This window comes from Rhodopirellula halodulae (assembly GCF_020966775.1).
Taxonomy (GTDB): Bacteria; Planctomycetota; Planctomycetia; order Pirellulales; family Pirellulaceae; genus Rhodopirellula; species Rhodopirellula halodulae.
In genome coordinates this window covers 63,904-85,829 of sequence record NZ_JAJKFV010000033.1, presented here as the reverse complement: position 1 = coordinate 85,829, position 21,926 = coordinate 63,904, and the positions used below count along the sequence as shown (strand labels likewise).

At 55.7% G+C, this 21,926-nt stretch carries 18 protein-coding genes; 9 read left to right on the top strand and 9 right to left on the bottom strand.

Annotated features, from left to right (window positions below; genetic code table 11):
• Positions 1-114: 114 nt before the first annotated feature.
• Complete coding sequence (locus LOC70_RS23875; RefSeq protein WP_230256576.1) at positions 115-900, top strand: RDD family protein; 786 nt, start codon at positions 115-117, stop codon at positions 898-900.
• A gap of 82 nt (positions 901-982) precedes the next feature.
• Here LOC70_RS23875 and argJ read toward each other — a convergent pair whose 3' ends face one another.
• Complete coding sequence (gene argJ / locus LOC70_RS23870; protein WP_230256575.1) at positions 983-2,215, bottom strand: bifunctional glutamate N-acetyltransferase/amino-acid acetyltransferase ArgJ; 1,233 nt, start codon at positions 2,213-2,215, stop codon at positions 983-985.
• Positions 2,216-2,448: 233 nt separating this feature from the next.
• On the opposite strand from argJ, the gene LOC70_RS23865 reads away from it, so the two are divergent.
• Together LOC70_RS23865 and LOC70_RS23860 are read left to right on the top strand one after the other, a co-directional pair.
• Complete coding sequence (locus LOC70_RS23865; protein WP_230256638.1) at positions 2,449-3,429, top strand: ABC transporter ATP-binding protein; 981 nt, start codon at positions 2,449-2,451, stop codon at positions 3,427-3,429.
• A gap of 29 nt (positions 3,430-3,458) precedes the next feature.
• Positions 3,459-4,412: an ABC transporter permease subunit gene (locus tag LOC70_RS23860; RefSeq protein WP_255716618.1), complete on the top strand. Its 954-nt coding sequence runs from the start codon at positions 3,459-3,461 to the stop codon at positions 4,410-4,412.
• A gap of 194 nt (positions 4,413-4,606) precedes the next feature.
• On the opposite strand, the gene LOC70_RS23855 is transcribed toward LOC70_RS23860, so the two are convergent.
• The 3 genes from LOC70_RS23855 to LOC70_RS23845 form a co-directional block, all read right to left on the bottom strand.
• Positions 4,607-6,835, bottom strand: coding sequence for a putative bifunctional diguanylate cyclase/phosphodiesterase (locus LOC70_RS23855; RefSeq protein WP_230256573.1), 2,229 nt, complete (start codon positions 6,833-6,835; stop codon positions 4,607-4,609).
• Positions 6,832-8,916: an Hpt domain-containing protein gene (locus tag LOC70_RS23850; RefSeq protein ID WP_230256572.1), complete on the bottom strand. Its 2,085-nt coding sequence runs from the start codon at positions 8,914-8,916 to the stop codon at positions 6,832-6,834. The genes LOC70_RS23855 and LOC70_RS23850 overlap by 4 nt, the downstream gene beginning before the upstream one ends.
• 384 nt (positions 8,917-9,300) lie before the next feature.
• Entirely contained in the window at positions 9,301-10,308 is a 1,008-nt protein-coding gene (locus tag LOC70_RS23845) for a PP2C family protein-serine/threonine phosphatase (protein WP_230256571.1), read from the bottom strand.
• Positions 10,309-10,489: 181 nt separating this feature from the next.
• Between LOC70_RS23845 and LOC70_RS23840 the strand changes: the two genes are divergently transcribed.
• A complete protein-coding gene (locus LOC70_RS23840) occupies positions 10,490-11,725 on the top strand; it encodes an endonuclease/exonuclease/phosphatase family protein (RefSeq protein ID WP_230256570.1) in 1,236 nt (411 codons plus the stop codon).
• Between the two features lie 37 nt (positions 11,726-11,762).
• On the opposite strand, the gene LOC70_RS23835 is transcribed toward LOC70_RS23840, so the two are convergent.
• A complete protein-coding gene (locus tag LOC70_RS23835) occupies positions 11,763-12,227 on the bottom strand; it encodes an FKBP-type peptidyl-prolyl cis-trans isomerase (protein WP_230256569.1) in 465 nt (154 codons plus the stop codon).
• A 186-nt stretch (positions 12,228-12,413) separates the two neighbouring features.
• On the opposite strand from LOC70_RS23835, the gene LOC70_RS23830 reads away from it, so the two are divergent.
• The 3 genes from LOC70_RS23830 (at position 12,414) to LOC70_RS23820 (ending at position 15,951) form a co-directional block, all read left to right on the top strand.
• Positions 12,414-13,232, top strand: a complete 819-nt coding sequence (locus LOC70_RS23830) for a sugar phosphate isomerase/epimerase family protein (RefSeq protein ID WP_230256568.1) — start codon at positions 12,414-12,416, stop codon at positions 13,230-13,232.
• Positions 13,233-14,026: 794 nt separating this feature from the next.
• Complete coding sequence (locus tag LOC70_RS23825) at positions 14,027-14,476, top strand: RbsD/FucU family protein (protein ID WP_230256567.1); 450 nt, start codon at positions 14,027-14,029, stop codon at positions 14,474-14,476.
• Positions 14,473-15,951, top strand: coding sequence for an SLC13 family permease (locus LOC70_RS23820; RefSeq protein WP_230256566.1), 1,479 nt, complete (start codon positions 14,473-14,475; stop codon positions 15,949-15,951). Before LOC70_RS23825 ends, LOC70_RS23820 begins: the two co-directional genes overlap by 4 nt.
• 122 nt (positions 15,952-16,073) lie before the next feature.
• Here LOC70_RS23820 and LOC70_RS23815 read toward each other — a convergent pair whose 3' ends face one another.
• Complete coding sequence (locus LOC70_RS23815; RefSeq protein ID WP_230256565.1) at positions 16,074-18,221, bottom strand: carbohydrate-binding domain-containing protein; 2,148 nt, start codon at positions 18,219-18,221, stop codon at positions 16,074-16,076.
• A 237-nt stretch (positions 18,222-18,458) separates the two neighbouring features.
• Positions 18,459-19,781 carry a 3-keto-disaccharide hydrolase gene (locus LOC70_RS23810; protein ID WP_230256564.1) on the bottom strand — a complete coding sequence of 441 codons (1,323 nt, stop codon included), beginning with the start codon at positions 19,779-19,781 and terminating at the stop codon, positions 18,459-18,461.
• 316 nt (positions 19,782-20,097) lie between these two features.
• Here LOC70_RS23810 and LOC70_RS23805 point away from each other — a divergent pair, with 316 nt between their 5' ends.
• Together LOC70_RS23805 and LOC70_RS23800 are read left to right on the top strand one after the other, a co-directional pair.
• Positions 20,098-20,586, top strand: coding sequence for a tRNA (cytidine(34)-2'-O)-methyltransferase (locus LOC70_RS23805; RefSeq protein WP_230256563.1), 489 nt, complete (start codon positions 20,098-20,100; stop codon positions 20,584-20,586).
• A gap of 159 nt (positions 20,587-20,745) precedes the next feature.
• Complete coding sequence (locus LOC70_RS23800) at positions 20,746-21,216, top strand: hypothetical protein (RefSeq protein ID WP_230256562.1); 471 nt, start codon at positions 20,746-20,748, stop codon at positions 21,214-21,216.
• Between the two features lie 118 nt (positions 21,217-21,334).
• Here the strand turns inward: LOC70_RS23800 and LOC70_RS23795 are convergent, their stop codons facing one another.
• Together LOC70_RS23795 and LOC70_RS23790 are read right to left on the bottom strand one after the other, a co-directional pair.
• The gene (locus LOC70_RS23795) at positions 21,335-21,619 is read right to left on the bottom strand and encodes a type II toxin-antitoxin system RelE/ParE family toxin (RefSeq protein WP_230256561.1); all 285 of its coding nucleotides are present in this window, start codon (positions 21,617-21,619) and stop codon (positions 21,335-21,337) included.
• Positions 21,620-21,623: 4 nt separating this feature from the next.
• Complete coding sequence (locus LOC70_RS23790) at positions 21,624-21,872, bottom strand: ribbon-helix-helix domain-containing protein (RefSeq protein WP_230256560.1); 249 nt, start codon at positions 21,870-21,872, stop codon at positions 21,624-21,626.
• Positions 21,873-21,926: the final 54 nt, after the last annotated feature.

Genomic DNA, 21,926 nt, shown 5'->3' with positions numbered 1-21,926 from the left:
CCCGGCGATGGAGTATCATCGTGTTCCCGGCGTCTGATGAGCAGACGCGACGCTTGCTGATTAGCTGGTTTTCGCGGTGGTTCACCGCGGCCGATCGTATGGGAAAGGTCTCCGATGAAGTTGAAGTGCCCCGGTTGTTCGAAGTTGTTGCAGATTCCCGACACGGCGGCTGGAAAGACGGTCAAGTGTCCCTGCGGGAAGCAACTCCGCGTGCCCATGCCGAAATCGGCGACCGGACAAGCACCGGTCAAACGCCCCGTCGCCGCGGGAGCCACCGCGACTCCGCGGCCGGCGGCTCCCGCATCCGCCAGTCCACTCGGTGCGGACGCCGGATTGTTCGACGAACTGACCGAAACAGATTTGGCACCGGTCGCCGTGGCACCACGTCCCGGAACAGCTCCCGCTGCATCGTCCGGCGGCGGGCACAATCCATACGCTTCATCGATGACGGAGGCAGACGCAGCGGGTGGAGCAGCCGGGAATTATGCGTCGCAGAACAAACGTCTCGGGAACTACTTTCTGGACGGAATTTTCGTCCAAATGATCTCTTTTGGAATCGGTCTCGTTGTTGGGATTGCGATGATCGCGATGTACGGCGTGGAGATGACTGAGCAACAAGAGGCAACGATGAACCTGGTGTCGTCCGGATTGGGATTCGGAAGCTTTCTCTTCTACTACGTGGCGATGGAAGCCATCTTCGGTGCCACACTCGGGAAATTCATCACCGGGACACGCGTGATCGCCGCGGATGGTGGCAAGGCGGGATTCGGAAAGATCATTGGTCGCAATCTGGCTCGGATGATCCCCTTCGATCCATTGTCGTTCCTCTTCGGCGACAAAACGACCGGTTGGCACGATTCCATCTCCGGCACTCGCGTGATCGACATTCGCAAGGGTTGAGCTGTTCAACGAAAGATCGGTTGCGATCAGCGATTGACCTCGTCGCGGGTTGTTCGTTTGCTTGGACCAGATTGGAAAACAATCAGGTAGTATAGAGCGAATTGAATCGGACATAGGCTTCGGTCAGATCGCTGGCCCAGAACGATGCTTTGCCCGGGCCGTCGCCGACACGCAGATCGGCCAGGACCTCGGAGTTCGCTTTCATCGCGGTGCTGAGCTTTGCCGCATCGATCTTTTGAGGGGTCCCGTTTTCGAACACGGTGACGCCGTCGATCACCAACGTCGTTCGATCGGGAGTGATCTTTGGCCCGGCGTATCCAGCGGCTGAGACGATGCGACCCCAGTTCGGATCACCGCCTGTGATCGCTGTTTTGACGAGAGGGCTGGCGGCTACCGTTTTGGCGATGTGTAACGCATCCGAATCCGACGCGGCGCCACTGACTCGAACCTCAAAAAAACGAGCGGCACCCTCACCGTCGGCGACCAAAAGCTTGGCCAAACGCAAGGCAACCTGGGTGGCGGCTTCTTGCCACAACGCCAAACCATCGGAGGAAAGCTCCGACGCGCCTTCCGAATCGGTCAACCCGGTCGCGACCAGCATCACCGTGTCATTGGTACTGGTGTGCCCGTCGACGCTGACGCGATTGAACGTCGAATCCGCAATCGATTTCAAACTGGCGTGTGCAGCATCGGGGCCGATGGGTGCATCCGTCGTGATCACGCCCAACATGGTTGCCATGTTCGGAGCGATCATCCCGGCTCCCTTACACATGGCCGTGATTTGATAGTCGTGACCGTCGATCGTCACGGTGGAACTGGCGGTTTTGCGGAATTGGTCCGTGGTGCAGATCGCGTCGGCGGATGCCAAGTAGGCTTCCTCGTCGTCACTTAAGTTGTCAAACGCGGATTGGATTCCGGATTGCACCTTTTCCATCGGCAATGGATGTCCAATCACGCCGGTGCTCATCACCATCACGTCGGACGGATCGCAACCGACCAAGTCGGCCGCCTGTTGGCACATTGCCTGGGCGTTTTGCATGCCTTCTTCGCCCGTGCATGCGTTTGCATTGCCGCTGTTGGTCAAGACAACGCGACCGGAAGCCGTTGGTGTTTTCGATCGAGTCAAGACGACTGGTGCCGCGACAATTTGGTTCGTCGTGTAGACCCCCGCGATCACGGCGGGACGATCCGTCACGATCATCGAAACATCGCGTTTGCCGCTGGCCTTGATCCCGCAGGACACCCCAGCGAAGCGAATGCCGCGTGGCAAAACGTGAGGCTGGTCCGATGTTTTCGTCGAGGCGTTGTCCGTCATAGTGGATGAGATCGTTGTCGGGAGGGAAGTTGGTGACGCGTTCGTTTGACAGATGGCAACAATGAGTCGTGCTCGGTGCGAATCCGTCGCTGCCGTCCGGGTGTGCTTGAGCGTTGTCGCGACGGTGGTTCCAATGGGTGAAAGCCCCAAAATTCGCGACCGTCGTTGGTCGATCAAGTTACGTCGCCTCGAACCTATTCCACAAGTCGTCTGAGAGAAGCAATTTGAGAACGTTGGAGGAACAGGACGGCGACCCGTCACCGGATGCCCTCGTTTGCTGTGAAGGGCTGACCAAACGTTATGGCGACTTCACGGCGCTGTCCGGTTGTACGATAAGCGTCGCACGCGGCGAAGTGTTCGGTTTGTTAGGGCCCAACGGTGCCGGAAAAACGACCTTGATCCGCACCATGTTGGGTTATCTGCATCCGTCCGACGGACGTTGCACCATCGCCGGTCTGGATCCGGTTTTGGACCCGGTGGCGGTGCGACGACAGGTGTCCTATCTGCCAGGCGACGCGCGGTTGCCGCGACACATGCGTGGACGAGGCCTGCTCGACTTTTTCGCGGAAATGCATCCATTTGGGGACCGGCAACGATCGTTTGCCGTCGCGGAACAACTGGAGTTGGATCTGTCTCGACGGGTCGCATTCATGTCGACGGGCATGCGTCAGAAGCTCGCCTTGGCGGTCGTGCTGGGGCCGCGAACGCCTTTGTTGATTTTGGACGAGCCGACCGCCAATTTGGATCCGACGGTCCGGGCCGCTGTGTTGGACTTGGTGATGCAAGAACGCGATGCGGGGCGAACTGTGATGTTCTCTTCGCACGTGCTGAGTGAAATCGAGCAAACTTGCAATCGAGTCGCCTTCCTTCGCAAAGGGCATCTTGCTCATGAGTTGACGATGGATGAGCTGTTCCAACGTCACCGTGTGACCGCGGTCTGTTCCGATCCAGACATGCAGTCGATCGAAATCCCTGGTCAATTGCGAGAATTCGTCACAGATGTCTCGTTGGAACAACGGAAAGTGCGAATCAATACAGCGGGTGACTTGGCACCGGTTTTGGGGTGGCTGGGATCGTTGCCCTTGCGCCAGGTTCGTATCGAACCACTTGGATTGCAGGCGATCTACCAAAGCGTGCATTTGGGGGAAGAGATCCTGCAATTGCAACCGAGGCGGGCACCACAAGACGTCGCGTTGGCGGAAGGAGTCGAATAGTGCGTGCGAGTGACATTGGTGTGGATCGCATGTTGATCCGCAAATTCATCGGTCAGTCTTCGTTGCTGTTCATCGCACTCGCAATCGCGTTATTCGCGTTTGGTTGGGTACGAGTTTGGGTGGTGAAGCTGCTGAACATGGGGCAGTTCCAAACCATCTTGGAACAATTTCGTGACTACGAAAAATTCGCGCCGATCGAGTTTGATGCTCTGTTCACGTACTCCGGCCGAGTCGGGATGACGTTTGACGAACCGATCGTGATTCTTTGCACCGTCGTTTGGTGCATCGCTCGCGGAAGCGATGTGGTCAGCGGGGAACTGGGACGCGGAACGCTGGAGATGCTGTTGAGTCAGCCCATCAGCCGCCTTCGATTCATGCTGTCGCACGCGGTGGTCAGCATCGGTGGTTTGATTGCATTGTGCTTGGTGCTTTGGGCGGGGGTGGGCGTCGGCGTCCAAACCACCATGTTGAAAGAGACCGTGCCGCCGCCGTCGGTTCGTGTTCCGTTTCTCAACATGGAATTGCCGTTGACCAACGATCCACCCGTCGAACGCACGTTTCCAATGAGTGAACAAGTCGACGTGTTGACCTACACGGCGTCCGTGTTTCACTTGTTCTCGTTTGGTTTCTTTCTGCTGGGACTGAGTGCCTGCTTCAGCAGCATGGATCGGTATCGATGGCGGACGATCGGTGCCGTGATGACGGTCTATGTGATTCAGTTGATCATGTACGGGCTTGGGAAAGCCGCTGAATCGTTGTCATTTCTGCAAGCGATGTCATTTTTCAATTGCTACAAACCTCAGAAGATGACGTCGTTGGTCCGCGATGGGGATCTGTGGTCGCCGTGGAGTTTGTCCATGACGATGGAGGAAGGCCTGTTGCCACCGCTGGCGTACCCGCTGTTGTTGCTAACGCTCGGCGCGGTGTTTTATGCGATCGCGCTGATTGTGTTCAATCGACGAGATTTGCCCGCGCCGTTGTAAGGCGGTTTGGTCGGGGTGTTTGGGTGCGGGCGAGGACGTGAGTAGGCGTTGGTTTGTGGTGGGAATCCTTAGCCGTTTTGGCATTAGCCACGGTTACGCGTGAGAACCGCGGCTAACGCCGGGCGGCTGTTTGGTTGGTTTGGGCGGGGAACTGGTTGGAGAGTTGTGTGTATAGGTGGGTGCTTGCTTGACACTCACTCGGCGATCCATTCACGGTGGATGGTCGCTTGGGCGTCATCCGGGTGCAGCGGTTCGGAAAAATGGAACCCTTGAACGAAATGGCATCCCAGTTCACGCAATCGTTGTAACTGCGGTTCCGTCTCGACGCCCTCCGCCACGACGTTCAATTCCAAACTGCTGGCCAGAGCCAGGATGGAACGAATCAGCGCGGCATTCTTGTCCGAATCAAACATCGATTCCACGAACGAACGATCCACCTTCAGGATGTCCATTGGCATGCGGTGCAGGTACGACAGCGAGGAATACCCGGTGCCGAAATCATCGATGCCGATGGTCAATCCGATGTCTCGCAATTGATGCAATAGATCGATGGTGTGCTCGGGATCTTGCATCAGCAGACTTTCGGTCACCTCCAGCTTGAGAAATTCCGGCGGCAAACCGGTTTCGTCCAAGACCTCCGTGACCGCTTCCACAAATCCCGTCGCGGACAATTGTCGAACGGAGACGTTGACGCTGATCATGAACGGACGACCAAAGTCTTCCTTCCACTGGATCGCTTGCTGGCATGCTTTGCGAAGCACCCACAATCCGATCTCAACAATCAATCCATTGGATTCTGCAATCGGGATGAAGGTGCTTGGTGACACGGGACCGTGTTCCGGATGTTCCCAACGCAGCAAGGCTTCGAAGCCGGCCGTTTGTCCGTTGGCCAAGTTGACCATGGGCTGGTACATCAGAGACAGTTCGTCTCGTTCGAGCGAATGCCGTAGTTCCGACCCCAGTTCCAATCGCAAACGGTTTTCCGCCAGCATCTCTTCGTTGAAGATTGCGTAGGGCAGTTCGGATTGGTTCTTCGCGTAATACATCGCGGTATCGGCGCGGACCAACAAGTCCTCGGACGTGGGCTGCGGTTGATCCGAATCAGAGTTCCATTCCGACACCACAATGCCCATGCTCGCTCGTGTCAAAATTTCGCGGTCGCCGACTGGGAACGGCGCCCGCATTTTGTCGTGCAAACGCATCGCGACGGCGACGGCTTCATCGACGTGGCGAATGTTTTCGAGCAAGACCGCAAATTCGTCGCCGCCCATCCGTGCGATGATTGCGTCGGACTTTCGCAATGAGGTGTCCAGGCGTGACGCAATGCTGACGAGAAAGTCGTCGCCCGCATCGTGTCCAAAATGGTCGTTGATCAGTTTGAAATCATCGACGTCCATGAAGATGACGGCAAACCGATTATGTGGATTGCGAGCTTGATAGTCCACGCAACGCTGCACCCGGTCGTTGAATAACATCCGGTTGGGCAGCCCCGTCAACGCGTCCGCAACCTTGCCTTCGGTGATATCGGTCAATGATCCCGCGATTCGATAGGCTGTTCCGCGGCCATCGCGAACAGCGAGTCCGCGACAGAGCATCCAACGATACGTCTGGTGCCCGTCCTGCATTCGCAGTTCGGTCTCGAAGTGATCCGTGTCGCCGCAGAGATGAGCCTCCAAATCAGACTCGACGCGTCGGCGGTCTTCGGCGTGGATCAAATCCATCCAAGTCGCACCATTGGGTTGCCAATCGGTTCCGTCCAATCCAACCATGCTTCGCCATCGTGGCGAGAGATACAGCTCGCCGGTGATCAGGTTCCAGTCCCACATTCCGTCGTTGGTTCCGCGAGCCGTCAACGCATAGCGTTCTTCGCTTTGACGTAGGCGATGCAGAGCCGACTTCAATTGCAATTGCGTCGCGATGCGAGCGAGTGTGACAGCGGCGTCGATTGGTTTGGTCACGTGGTCGCTGGCGCCGCTATCAAAAGCCTGAATCACATCGTTGGGCGATGCGGCGGAAGTCACCATGATGATGGGCAACGCGCTCAGGTCCATCCATTGCCGCAGCAATCGTGTGGTGCGGAACCCGTCCAGATCCGGTAGGTCCATGTCCATCAACACAAGATCGAGATGTTGTTGCTGCACCGCCACAATCGCATCACGACCGGTGGCGGCGGTCAGGACTTTGTAGTTGCGATAACGCAGCATTTTGGCGAGGGTTTCTCGCGTCGTTTCATCGCTTTCCGCGACCAGGATGGTACTGGTGTCTGGGTTGGCAACACGTCGATCAATGCTTCCCGTGGATCGAGGCGACTCCGTCACCGGCGGGACCGACGTTTCGGATGTGCCGACATGCGGCCAACTCAAGGCTTCGGCTGATTGCAATTGATGCAAGGTGTGCAGCGAGCTGGAATCAAACGAACTCATTTCGCTTCCTCCAACAGGGCTTGGATTCGATCGACCGTTTGGTCAATTCGCTGGGTGAGTTCCTGAATGCATTCGTTGACACGAGGGACGTCTTGCGACGTTGCGTGAGCTTTCAGTTCCAACGTCAAACTCGCCACGGCGCTCAGTGAATGGTCTTGGGCCGCGCCACCGATTTGGTGAGCCAAACGCCGGACCGCCGGGTAGTCACCCCGATGGGCAGCGGATTGAATTTCTCGGATTCTCGCCGGGAGCGACTGACAAAGAATTCCCATCACGACACCGGAAAGTTCGTCGTCACCGCCGCATTCGTTTCGCAGCGATTCCATGTTGAACAGATCCGATTCGTCCAGCGTTGGCTCGGACTCGACCAAATCGTCGGGTGCGACGGTGTCCGCATTCGCGGACAAAAATGGCAAAGCCAATCCCGAGTCAGGGACCACCGAGTGCGATGTGGCCGGCGGGCACATGCCGCAATCGTCGTCGTCTGGATTAGCGGCCGACAACGCTCCCAATAACGCGGTGCGAAGGCAGCTTTGCCGAATCGGTTCTTCGACAGTCCACACCCAGTCGGGCATCCGGTGACGTTGCTTGAAGTTGGAGCTTGCCGCATCATCTCGTGACTGAATGCGTATGTTGGTGCAGGTCGCCAAGCATTCCAATGTCTCGGTGGAAAGCGATTGACGGTTGGCGAAGATGGCCTCGTCGATCAGGATCGCGTCAAACGGACGTTGCATCTGCTGACTCACGCGAATGCGTTGCAGAGCGACATCAAGCTCGTCGCAATTGGTGACTTGGATTTTCCAAGAGCTCAGAATTTGAGTCAGCGTGTCTCTGGTGGCCGCATGCGAGGTCAGAACCAAGACTCGGTTGTGCGAATCAAGTCGATTTTCGAGGTGCAGATCGGACTCGGTTTCCTTGTCTTCCACCAAAGTCGTTTCAAAACTGACTTCACAGTGTCCGTTGGCCAGAAAGCGAGTTAGCAATTGCGTCGAAAGACGTTCGGCGTAGCGAGCCGCGATTTGCCATTCCGATGGTTGTTGGTCCGGGTGCAGCCACAACTGCGGGAAGGTTCCGTCTTCGGAGGTGACCGTCGGAATGCGAACGATGAATTTGGTGTGACGATTTTGCCGATGAGCAATCAATTGCACATCACCAAACTCTTTTTGCTCCGCCGCGTGATGCAACAAGTTGGCCAGTACACAGTGAATGGTTTGCAAATTGCCGCGAACCACAGGCGGCAGGGCGGGATCGACGTGAACCGTGATTCGGCGGCCGGCCCGGTGGATTTCGGGGGCGACTGATTCGGCCAAGTCTTCGAGCAGTTCGCAAAGACGGAAGCCGCGACGACGATCTTGGCGATAGCTTGGTTCGGGCTGTGATCGCGTGGGAACGACCTTTTTCAGTAACTCTCGCGAAAGCGGTTCGGTCTCAGTCTCTTTGTCGTCGCGAAAGCTTTTGCGGCGATCAGTCGGGGCGTTGTCGATTTCCAGGTGCAACAAATGGTCAACGCTGTCGAGCAGCGAATGCATCGTGCATGCCGAAGCGTTCTCCCGCACTGATTCTCGAACACGATCGATGGCCCACCGCAATTGTTTGCAGAGGTCATTCAACTGTGTGGCTCGCAGATCCGCAGTCGAAAGAGCAGTGCGGACGACGGTTTCGTTGCGTGACTGGATCGCGGTCAGATCAAAGATCGAACCGAGCCATTGTTCGAGGTGGCCGGTGAGGTTGCGAATCGGAACCAGCGTTTCCAACACCCAACGTTCACGACCTTTGAGCTTGATTTTGTGCTGCAGCGGCGGCGGGGCCAAATTCCGGCGGAAGTAGCCTTGGATTTGGTTCAACAGCGTTGGGTCGTCTTCGAGCCATGGCAAACAAACCATGTTCTCGCTGCTGACGGTTGCGGGACGCACGGATTCAGCGGTGTCAGCGTGTTTGAGTAGCTCGCGAAGGTGTTGGACACCAAAGAAACGCAACAGGGCGTCGTCAGCATCAATCAGCTGACCTTTGTCGTTCAACCGGTAGGTACCGACGGACCCGTGAAGCGTTGTCGGAAAGTCGGTGGGCTCGTCAGCGAACATCGAAAATCTGTTTGACAGAGAATGCAGACCGGCTCCTGACGAACGCGTGTTTCGTAGGAGCCGATCCGCTCTTGGGGCACGTTTCAAACATGGCCTTCGTTTGCGGGGGGTGTGGTCCGCGGATGTGTTCAAATTGAATCAGGGATTTTCTCAGCGGTCGCACATTTGTTGCAATCGATTCAACCGTTCGCTTTTGTGGTGGCGTATCGCTTCAGTCGAGTTGAGAACTGAAGTGATTGCGAAGAATTGACCACGACGAGCGAGCGAATCGACGTCACCGCGGTTCGGCAGCGAGGTGCAGGGCCGCTTAGACGTGCGTGAAGTCGCACCGAGTCGCGGCCGAAGATTGTTCGTTCAAAGGGTGCCAGCTTAACGAAAGCCTTTTCAACGTTGGCGATCCCGCTCGTCCGGCAACGTGTCTTCGTTGGCGAAACGTTGTAGGTCCTGAAGACTCATCGAAGACGCCTGGTCCGATTGCAGGTCACTTTCGTCGTCCAACCTGACCAGTGGAACCGTGCGCGATGGTTCCACCGTGTCTCGTTCCGGCTGGTTGGCACCGGGTTGTCCCACCACCACGGTGATATTGTCGACGCCGCCCGCCTCATTCGCAATTTGAATCAGATGATCCGTCATGCCTTGTAGGTCAGTTCCGAATTGATCCACCACGGACACCATCGTGTTCGGATCGACATATCGAGACAGACCGTCGCTGCAAAGGATGACTGTGTCGTTGGGCAGCAAGTCCACCCGAACGACTTGGGCGGTGAACTGATTCTCACCGTGGCCGCCCAAAACATTCCAAAGCACGTTGGACCATCGGCTGGTCGCTTCGTCTTCCGGTTTCATCGATCCCGCGTCCACCAATTGCCGGGCAAGCGTGTGGTCGGTGGTGATTTGGCTGCACTGCCCACTGCGAACCAAGTAACAACGACTGTCGCCCGCGTGCACCACGTACATGCGAGGCCAAACGATGTATGCGACCGTCAACGTCGTTCCCATCCCGCGGTCTTCTTCGGACTGCTTGGACTCGTTCAACAGTTTCAAGTTGGTGCGTTCGAGCAGACTCTTGAGGGAATCGATGAAACTTTGGTCGCGTTCCTCATCCAAGTGGAGAAACCAGTGAACGTTGTTCAGCAACTGGGTGATCAAATGATCGACCGCGAGGTTGCTGGCCCGGCGTCCTGATGCGTGGCCGCCCATTCCATCAGCCACCACCAGCAGTTGACCGTTGCGGCCGCCGAACAAAGTCGACTCCTCATCCAACGCCAAACTCGTCTGGTGAATCTGCATCGACTTCCGCAGTTCGGCAATCAGGAACTGGTCTTGGTTGTCTTCGCGACGCTGCCCGACGTGAGTTCGTCCGGCAGCATGAATTTGATCTTCTGAATTCACCAAAACTTCTTCGTTTGATGGGCGAGTTTCGCAATCTTTTCCACGTCGTAAGACATGTTGACTCAATGATGGACGCCATTGCCATTGAATCAATCGCCTGCGAAAACAGTCGTTTCCTGCGTGTCAGGACCATTGTAACGTTCCCCCAACCCGGTGGGCTATGATTTTGCGATTCCAACCCGTGGTTTCTTTTGCCCTGCTCGTTGTGTGTCTCGTTCCTTCCATTGGTGGTGGGCAAGACCTGGATTCCATGCCCGCTCAAAACGTTCCTGAAACTTCGCAGCGAGATTCGTTGAGCTTGCGAGTCGCCACGTTCAACGTGTCGTTGTACGGGGACGAAGCGGGCGAGGTGTTGCGTCGATTGGAAACGGGAAGCGACCGCCAAGCCATCCAATTGGCGACGGTAATTCGGACAATCCGCCCCGACGTGTTGCTGCTTTGCGAGATCGATCACGACGAAGATGCTCAAACGCTGAACGCTTTCGTCGAACGCTATCTTCGCGAGCAAGGGAATGCGAAAGAAGAGAGTACGAATGAGTTGGGCAGCGAGACTTTGCCGATCAACTACCCGTATCGATGGTCCATCCCGACCAACACGGGATTGTTGAGCGACCAGGATTTGGATTCGGATGGTGACGTCGAATTGCCAACCGATGCTCATGGGTTTGGTAAGTATCGCGGTCAATACGCGATGGCGATTCTAAGCCGCTATCCCATACTCAGCGAAGCGATCCGAAGTTTTCAAACGCTTCGTTGGTCGAACATGCCGGGAGCACTGCGTCCGTTCAATCCGGAGAGCAACGAACCCTACCACCCCGATGCGGTTTGGAAATCGTTACGTCTGTCCAGCAAGAACCATGTGGACATTCCCATTCGAATCCCGGTCGGGGCATCAAGTTCGAACAACGATGGTGCCAGTTCGCGTGTGTTGCACTGGTTGGCTTGTCATCCAACGCCGCCCGTGTTTGATGGGAAAGAAGATCGAAACGGGAAACGCAATCATGATGAGATCCGTTTTTGGTCGGATTACATCTCGGACGGAAAGTCCGTTTGGATCGTCGACGATCAAGGGAACTCGGGTGGGTTGGGGGGCGACCGTGATGGATCTCCCGCGTCGTTCGTGATCGCCGGTGATTTAAATTCGGATCCAAAGGAAGGCGACAGTCTTCGCGGTGGCATCCGAAACCTGTTGGCTCACCCGCGCGTGCAAGACACGTTGCCCACCAGCCCTCAACATGGAATTGCCACAGCGAGGTTCGGTCGAAACCCAATTCGAGTCGACTATGTCTTGCCGTCGTCAGATTGGCACGTCATAAATTCGGGCGTGGTTTGGCCGGATGCTGGCACCGCACTCGGGAAGGCCACCGAAGCCTCCGACCACCGCATGGTTTGGGTAGATCTGCGGCTTCAGCCTTGATGCTTCCGTCTCAATAAACGTGCGTACGCAAGTCAGATTACTGACGTGAGTCGTACAGCTCGACTTTGAAGTGCAAGGTGGCATTTGGTGGAATGGTTGGCGGCATCCCGGCCGCACCGTATCCCAGGTCAGACGGCACCTCCAATTCAATCATTCCGCCTTCGCCAATCAACTGGACTCCTTCCGTCCAAGCGGGAATGACGCTGGATAGATTGAACGTCGCTGGCTCTCGCCGGTTGTACGAGCTGTCAAACTCACGGCCGCTATCCAACCAACCCACGTAGTCGACAGTGACGAAGCTTTCGCGACCAGGAAGATCACCGGAACCTTTTCGAAGGATACGGTATTTCAAACCAGTATCGGTGGTGGTGAACTCTTTCGGCGCGTCGGGGTCTTCCGGTCCAGGGCCACTGGAACGATCGGTCTGGCCACAGCCGGCAAAGAACAGCGTGGCTGCCAACGCGGTGAAGGTGAGGTGCGATGCGATGGAACGAGTGAACATCTGACGAATCCGAAAAGAATGAATGATCGATGGGCGACAAGAAGCGTCGTGAGTCGTTGGCGGTCTGGCCAGACCAGCCGATAAATTTGCTCGCCGTCTGCCATCCGAAGGCGTATCAGCCTACATTGTGGACCAACGAACGGACCAGATCCCAGCCCAAACTCCCAAGAACAAACTCATTCTGCCATGGCCTTTCGCTACGCAATTTGCAACGAAACTTACGGCGACATGCCGCTGAACGAAGCCCTCGCTCTTGCGAAAAATGCCGGCTACACCGGATGGGAGGTCGCCCCGTTCATGCTGGCCGAAAATATCCGCGAGTTTTCAAAATCGGATCGTCGGTCTTACCGCGAGCAGGTCTCCGATGCGGGCATGCAGATCATCGGCTTGCATTGGTTGTTGGCAAAAACCGAAGGCTATCATTTGACAACGCGAGACGCGGTCACTCGAGGCAATACGACCGCCTATCTGAGTGAACTGGCGGAATTGTGTGCCGACCTTGGCGGGACGTTGATGGTGTTGGGATCGCCGCAGCAACGCAATCGAACCGAAGGGCAAAGCACCGAAGAAGCGATGGAGAATGCGGCCGAAGTCCTTCGCGGCGTTCTACCAGCGTTGCATTCGCACAATGTCAAAATAGCGTTGGAACCGCTCGGTCCGAGCGAAGGCGATTTTCTCAACACCGCGGACGAAGGCGTCCGGTTAGCGGAGATGATCAACGATCCGCACATCGGGCTGCATTTGGACGTTAAAGCGATGAGCAGCGAAGCCAAACCGATCGACGACGTGATTCGCCAACATGCCGACTCGATGATTCATTTCCACGCCAATGACCCGAACCTGCTGGGGCCAGGCATGGGAGACGTGAAGTTTGAACCGATCATGCGTGCGTTGTCGGATGTGGACTACGAAGGCTGGGTGAGCGTTGAAGTGTTTGACTATTCACCAGGGGTCGAGACGATCACTCGGGAAAGTATTCAGAACCTGAAGCATGCGATCGCGTGACGAGATGTTTCGAATCGACGAGTGATTCAATGTTTCGAGTGAACTCGTAGCCGTTTTGGCGTTAGCCACGGTTTTAGGATTTCCAACCGCGGCTAACGCCGTGCGGCTACTTGGTGCGAATGGATGGTGAGTTTCGAGAGGCGTTGAATTGGCACCAGACGATTGACGATAGGCAAACGAATATTGATTGACGAATGATTTGACATTTCGACCAACCCCATAGCCGTTTTGGCGTTCGCCACGGTTAGTTGAGCGCCAACCGCGGCTAACGCCGTGCGGCTATTTGTTGCGAATGGATGGTGAGTTTCGAGAGGGGGTGAGTTGGCATCACATGATTGGCGATCGGCAAACGAATATTGACTGACGAATGATTTGACATTTCGACCAACCCCATAGCCGTTTTGGCGTTAGCCACGGTTGTTGGAACGCCAACCGCGGCTAACGCCGTGCGGCTACTTGGTGCGAATGGATGGTGAGTTGCGAGAGGCGTTGAGTTGGCATCAGATGATTGACGATCGGCAGACAAATATTGATTGACGAATGATTTGACATTCCGACCAACCTCGTAGCCGTTTTGACGTTCGCCACCGTTATTGGAACGCCAACCGCGGCTAACGCCGTTCGGCTACTTGGTGCGAATGGATGGTGAGTTTTGGAAGACGAATGCAATTTTGATTGACGAATGATTTGACATTCCGAACGAACCACATCCTTGCAATCTTCCTTTTCAAACACGTTCCGTTTAGACAATTACCCTTTTCAACCTGATCTGTTTCCCCACTGAGACTAAATTCATGCTTCTTTCCAATCTCATTCACCCGGAAATCTCTGCCATCTGTGCCGCGGCGGGACACCACAGCACGATCTTGATCGCGGACGGCAATTACCCCGCGCTTAACAAGCGTGGAAAGAACGCGAAATTGGTCAGTTTGAATCTCAGCCCCGGTTTGGTTTCTTGCAACCAAGTGCTGCAGGCCCTGCTGTCGGCGGTTCCTTTTGAAGCCGCGATGACGATGCAAACCGAAACCGAGGGACCGTATGCGTTGGACGGAGATCCACCGGTTTGGGAAGACTATCGCAAGTCACTGAAAGACGCCGGCAGCAGCGTCGAATTGCAACCACTCGAAAAATGGGCGTTCTACGATCACGTGATCACGGATGACCATGTGTTGACGATTCAAACCGGTGACCAGCAACGCTACGCGAATCTTCTGCTCACCATCGGTGTGCGGATGGATGGATGAATCTCGACAAGCTTTCCAAATGGATGCTGCCGATCGCGCCGCTAATCGCGATCGGCATCGCACTGGTTGCCAATCGATCCGGGTTGTCTGATCCCGCGTCGGCTTGTGCGGGCGTTGCCATCACGTGCGCGTTGTGGTGGATCTTCGAATGCTTGCACATTGCCGTGGTGGGTTTATTGCCGTTTGTCGCATTGCCGACGTTGGGCATCATCAGCCACGGTGAAGTTGCCAACGCATACGGCCATTCGATGATTCTGTTGTTGCTTGGCGGCTTTTTGCTTTCGGCAGCGATGGAACGCAGTGGCGCTCACCGCCGCATTGCCATCAACATGGTTCGATTGGTGGGCGGCCAAGGCGGCAAACGATTGGTGCTGGGGTTCATGTTGGCGACCGCATCGCTTTCCATGTGGATCAGCAATTCCGCGACGGCATTGATGATGTTGCCGATCGCGATGGCGGTGTTGTCGCAAACCAAAGACACAAAGTTGCGCGTGCCATTGCTGCTGGGAATCGCGTTCTCCGCCAGCGTCGGTGGAATGGCGACTCCAATTGGAACGCCGCCGAACGTGGTGTTCATGGGTGAGATGCAGAAGAAATTTGGCGTGGAGGTTCCGTTTGCCACTTGGATGGCGTTCGGGTTACCGATCACTTGCATCCTGATCCCGATCATTTGGTGGTGGCTGTGTCGAAAGCTCGATGATGCTTCCGCCGTCACCATGCCAGAAATCGAACCAATCGCGAAGAACGAGATTTATCTGCTGGCGGTGTTTGGTGTCACGGCGCTCTTGTGGATGACTCGTGTCGGCCCTTGGGGCGGCTGGACCGGGCTGCTTCCGTGGGATGGTTCCAAAGTCGGTGATGCCACGATCGCGTTGGGGGCATCGTTGTTTCTTTTCCTTTGCCCGGATGGTTTGAAACAAGGCAGCCGGCTGATGGACTGGGAAACGGCCACCAAGATTCCGTGGGGAATCCTGATCATGTTCGGGGGCGGGATGGCGCTGGCGATGGGATTTGATGAATCCGGTTTGAGCGTTGCCATCGGTCAGCAATTGACGTTTTTGAAAGAAGCCCCGTCCTGGTTGATCGTTCTGTCGATCTGTTTGCTGGTGACGTTCTTGACGGAGATCACCAGCAGCACCGCGACGGCGATGTTGTTGCTGCCCATTTTGGCGGCGCTTTCCATCGAAGTCGGCTTGCCGCCTGCGTTGTTGATGCTGCCGGGAACGATCAGTTGTTCCTGCGCGTTCATGTTGCCGGTCGCGACGGCGCCGAACGTGATTGTTTTTGGCGCAGGTGGCATTCGCACCGACGAGATGGCCCGCAATGGTTTGTTCCTGAACCTCGTGGCTGCGGTGGTGATCACGGCGGTGTCGCTGACCGTGGCAAAGATGGAATGGATGCCGGAAATCCCAGCCTCGCCCGAAGAAACCGATCAGGCCGCAGAAGGTTGGGACCTCGTTCCGCCGAAGTGTTGAAGAGGCAGAGGTTCCGAATCACCACATCGGCTGGGGGGCCAGTCGCAATCAGCAACCCGCTTTCACGACGCGACGAATCCTTCGCGAAGGATGCTTTCACGACGACCAATTCAAATCAGGCTTCAAACCAATTCCCAATAAGCCACACCGAACCCGGTGTTGGCTCTTGCCAAGGTGCGAAGCTCACCATCGTTGTCGATCAAACCTTCGCGAACAGAGTAGGTTTGCAAATTACCATTCTCGATCGGTTGGAACGCAGCCAACCCGTCGCCGCCGCCGAAGGTCGCATCCAGTTGGCCGTCCGCCGTCAATCTCGCCAAGCCGCCGACGTATGGAATCAGGAAACGACCCTCGCCGTCTTGGATGAAGAAATTGTTGTACGAACCAAAGAACACTTGTCCGTCCGAAACGGTGTATTCGGGCAGTAACGTTCGCCCGCCGTCACCGAACGTTGCGTCCAATTGACCGTTGATGGTGTATCGCAGAACCGCGACATCCCCAAGCAACGTGATTCGGCCTTGATCGTCGACAATCATCTGCTCGAACCGTTCGCTGAAGTTCGAATACAGCGAGAATTGCTGGTAAGGAATCGAAACAATGCCGTTGTCACCGAACCAAGTCCCGGTCGAACCGTCTTCGTTCAGTTGCACCAAATAGTTCGCGGATGGGTTGGCGTTGTATTGCAATCCGGTCAGCACGACAATTGAGTTGTCGTCACGGATGGCCAGTTTCGTGCTGCCTGGCGTGTAGTTCGCCACGTCAGGTGCTGGGATGCCAGTCGATCCGGAATCCCCGAAGGAGTTGTCCGCCGAACCATCGGAGTTGTAGCGGGCAATGGTCGTCGCGTTGCTAACCAAAATTCGGTCTTGGCCGTCGAGAGCCATCGCTGAGGCGGTGGTGATGCTGCCTTCGTTGATTTGCAAAAAGCCATTACTGGCGAAGCCGGCGTCAAATTGACCGTCGGCCTGCAAACGGATCAAAAAAGTCGTGTAGTTATTGAAAAATCCATTGGTGTCGTACTTCTGAACCTGAGCCAGAATGCGATCTTGTGAGTCAGTCGCGACTTCTCGAAGTGAATAGCGATAGGTTTCACCCGAGGTGTCATTCAGGTGGGCCATCGTCGCCGCGATCAAATCAACGGGCTCACCGCCATTGAAGTTCTCGTCCACGGTGCCATCGGCATTGACGACTTGAACATTGATGGTGCGAACGAAAGTGCTTCCTTGGCCCCAGTCCGTTTCGGTCCAAGCCAGCACGGACTGATTGTTCGAGTTGATCGCGTGATGATCATCAAACGGGAACGTCGTGGTCAGTTCTGTCAAACCGTCACCGACAATGGACTGATCCAGTCGGTAACGTTCGCTTTCAAACGTGGTTGCGTCAAATTGCATGTACCCGCGAGCATCGATCTGTTCGGTTTGATAGTAACCCGATCGAATTTGTCCATCGCGGAACACGCCGGTCACGTAGGTCGATGCGTCTTCGCTTTGGTAGGTCACCCCATCCAATTCGATGCGGTCGATGATGAGGTTTTGATCGATCCCGAGATCGGGGCGATAAAGATCGTTCAAGAATTCGATGCGAACCGAGTTTGGGTCAATGACTTCGTTCACATAGAAACGATAAGCTTGCAATTCGGTTCCCACGTTGATGCGATTCGCGTGATACTCGCCCGCCTGCACGCTCATCAATTCAGCGCCTTCGGCGCCACGCGCGTAGACGACCAATTCCGAACCGGTGGGGGTGCCGTATTGAAGGTAACCATTGGCATTCAAAACGCTGCCACGACCGGATCCCGCCACAATGCCGTCTTCTGCCAACCAAGTTCCCGTCGAGAAAACGTCCGCCGCGTCACTGCTCAGTACCTGATCCCCGATCGTGACGCTTCCAATTTGTGCATTTCGATCGATGCCCTGATCGGGATCGTACAAATCATTTAGAAAATGAATCTGCAACTTCGATGGGTCAATCGAGGTGTAGTCGACGTCGAACTGGTAAGTCGCCCACTCCGTCGTCAAAAGCATGTAGCCAATGTCTCGATTGTCATAGCGGACCTCCAGATACTCCTCGCCCGTTTCACCGATCGCCTGAATCTGGATCCCCGAAGCGTTCGCAGCAAAGCTGATCTCCTGCCCCGCGTCACCCGCCAGCAACAGACGGGGTTCCAATGTCTCCGCGGACCATTCGACGTCACTTCCCCGGCGTGAGGCAGTCTGGGAACGTTGAAGGACTCGACGCTTCAGTGGCTTCAATAGGTTGCGGAAGTTCATGGCGGTGGACCAGCAGGTTGGCGGATTGGGGGGACAGCGTCGGCTGGGTGGATTGGTCTAGTGGCCATGAGTATACGATCCGTGACTCGCAGAAACGAGTGTGTCCAAATGACGACGATGGCGGTCGACTAGATCTTCATGAGAATAGCCGCGTTCCTGCATGGACCGCGGCTATCGATGTTGTTGTTTGACGTTTTGAACCGGAGTCGGATCCGTATGATCCGCCGCCCTCAAAAACTATTTTTCTTCGCGAATCGAGATGTCTTTGAATTCCACCGGGTCGTTGTGTCCAGCGAAACCGAAGTGCCCTGACTTGCGCGTCTTCCCAGGGTGCGGGCTGTCGGCCATGTAGTCATCGATCTGCGACAAGTCCGTGTTCAGGATGATGTTGCCATTCAACTCGACGCGAATCGTGGGGCCGATCACCGTGACTTGTTGGAAGTTCCACTCACCGGTCGGACGCAGGTAACCGCGTTTGGCTGCCGCCATTCCGTATGCCGAACCATGGTATTGCCGCTGATCCAATTTGGCATAAGCGGGATGGTCGTTGTCCAAGACTTGCAACTCCGTCATCGCGGCGTAGGCGGGATTGCCTTGTAAGGGAGCACGAATTGCCAAGCCGTTGTTGCCGCGAGGTGGCAAGCGGAAACGCAGACGCACCGTGAAGTCATCGTATTCCTTCTCCGTCAACAGGTTGCCTCCTTTGCCCTTCTGGCACTGGATCGTTCCATCTTCGGTAACCTCATAATCGTTGACCGCCCCCACCCAGCCATCCAGTGTCTTTCCATCGAAGACCGACTGAAAACCATCGGTGTGATGCGACGCCAAGATGTCATTGGCTTCGTCGATCTCAATGGGACGAACCATGATGTTTCGCCAACGGATCTCGCCGCCGTGGGTTTGAAGCTGAATCGGACCTGACGGTGGCAAAGGCTCGTCGCGTCGCCAGTAGTTTTCCATGATCGCATGGTCCACGGTCATCTGATCGTTCAGCCAAACGGACGTTCGCGAGCCGACTTGTACGATGCGAACCGAGTTCCACTCGCCGAACGGCTTGTCGGCTTTGACCAACGGGTCCTTCCCCGCAGCACCAGGTGAATTGTTCCACAAAGCACCACTGCCCAGGTTGGCTCCCAAGCTGAACTTGCCTTCGTCGGTGCTGTCCCAAATCTGAACTTGAGGCGTGCCTTTCAAGTAGATCCCACTGTCCGCTTTGGCGACCGTGCGATATTCCAGCTTCAACTCATAATCGGAATAGGTTTCGTCTGTCGTCAGGTAAGCGCCGTGGCCGTCGTTGACCAGTTCGCCATTCTCGACCGACCAATGTTTCTTTGCGTCTTCGGTCCATTCCGCAATCTTGGCTTGGCGTTCTTCGTCAGAAAGTTCTGCCAACTTGTACGGATCAAAGTGTGGTTGGCCGTGCCATCCTGATAGATCCTCGCCGTTGAAGAGTGTTTTCCATGCGGATGAAGCGCTGGAATCCTGAGCCATGCTGGTGGTCGCGAGACACGCTGCCGCGACGAGGCCGAAGAGCGATCGAAAGTTCAAGGTACGAGTCATGTTGCAATCGTCGGAGGGAAAGAAACGTTCGTGAACGGTGCCGTGCCGAAAGGCATGCGACGATCGCATCGAACCAGGAACCAAGTCAGCCGCGGTTGGCCCGCGAATCGGTTGAGCTGTTGCGGACTGGGTTCGTGGAGAGGATCGTCTACCCAAGGCAGGATGTGGGGCGGGACGGTGTTCGTTCCTGCCGCTTGCGACGAGCCGTGATGTGGACACGTTCTCAACTGGCTGGGACAACCACCGAAGTCACCGTAGGATACTCATTTCGCAACCAACGATGTTGCGACTTGTTTCGTTTCGTTTCAATGTCCCGATGATGTCCGACAGTTCACCCTTAGCGGCGACTCAGCCCGCCCACGTTGTCCTCTACCAACCCGAAATCCCCCAGAACACGGGGAATATCGGACGCACGTGCGTTGCGGTCGGGGCTAAACTGTGGATTGTGGAGCCAGCATCGTTTCAATTTGACGAGAAACGAGTGCGGCGGGCCGGCTTGGACTATTGGCAGTATTTGGACTGGGAACCGGTGCCTTCATGGGAAGTGTTGTGCCAGCGTTTGGATCCGGAACGGTTCTTTTTCTTTTCGAAGTTTGCGCGACGCACGATTTGGGAAGCCGATTTCCAACTGGGTGACGTGCTGGTTTTTGGACGAGAAACGAGTGGACTGCCCGCATCGATCTTGAAGCCGGATGATCCGCGATCTCTCAGGCTTCCAATGCGAGAACAGGTCCGCAGTTTGAACCTCAGCGTGACCGCCGGCATCGCCCTGTACGAACACCAACGTCAAACCACGAACGGCTAAAAAATGCTGCGTGCAAGCCTGCCAAGCCGCGACGTCGGGAATCGAACTTCTGGGAACGAACAACGGATCTGGAAACAAGGTCTGGTAATATTGGCGAGACCCGTTTCAAGCATGGGCGACACTCTTTCGTTCAAATACTCGTTAGCGGCCACTACCTAAATGGCAGATTTGACCTTCGACGGTGTCATTGAGCACTCGAACTTGCCAACCGCTCGTGGGTTCTCACTCGACGTCGCATTCTTTCGAGTCCCGACTGCTGACACTCCACCGCCGTTTGATGGCGACCCGCCCGGCGACTCAGTCACCGATTGCCACACGGTGTACAAGTACGTCGACCTAGATGCGGACTCCATCGACATTCCGGGCCTGATCCCATTTTCGATCCCACGTGAATCCGGCGTCTACTATCTCCAACTCCGCGCCGTCTTGTACCGTTTTCACAATGACAAACACTTCGCTCAGGCTGAACAGTTCTTCTTTACCCGACTACCACTTGAGATTTCGCCCGAATTGCCGTCGGTAACATTGCCCTTGGAATGGCCCGATATCCCACTCGAAGATTTGGGCGTTTATGGCACCGTCAAACCAAAACGCAAGTTGCCGTGGCCGCTAACATGGTTTTTACGCTGAGGCCTCCAGCACACCTTCCCTCTTTGGCAACGCGGGTTGGCCTTGGTACAATCTTTCGCAGTTCAGACTCGCTCGCTTCGTTTAGGGCGGTGTCGTTAAAACCTTCCGTTGTGTGCCCCTAGATGTCTGGATCATCAACATCACCACGAATGACGCGAACGATTTCCAGGTACCCTTCAACGTGCCGAAAGAAGATCACGTAGCTGCCAACATACGTTGATCGAATGTTCTCACCTAGCTCTGGACGCGCATCGCCGACGTCGGGATGATTGGCGACGAGACGACACTTTTCACGCAGCTTTGCTAGCCACCTTCGAGCGGCAACGGGTTTGTCGCGGGCGATGAATCGGGCGATTTGCTTCAGGTCTTCTTTCGATTCTGCGGAATACCGGAGTCTCGGCATGTCCTCAGCTTCCTTGCTGCTGAGCTTCTACCTTGTCAATCTCTGCGTTGACCTCGTCGAACACGGCTTCTTCGTCGTAGAATTCCCCTGCATTCAATTGCTCAACGCCCTTTTGAATCTCGCCTCGCAATTGCTCGCGCCCCATCAACAGCTTGATGCCCTCGACGATGGCATCTTCCTCGGAATTATAACGTCCTTGGGCAACAAGACCTTTCACAAAATCGTTGAGTTCGCTCGGCAGGTTAAGATTCATGGCTCTTCTCCGGTGGGCCGGGGCACATAACATGGTCTTTACGCTAAGGACCTA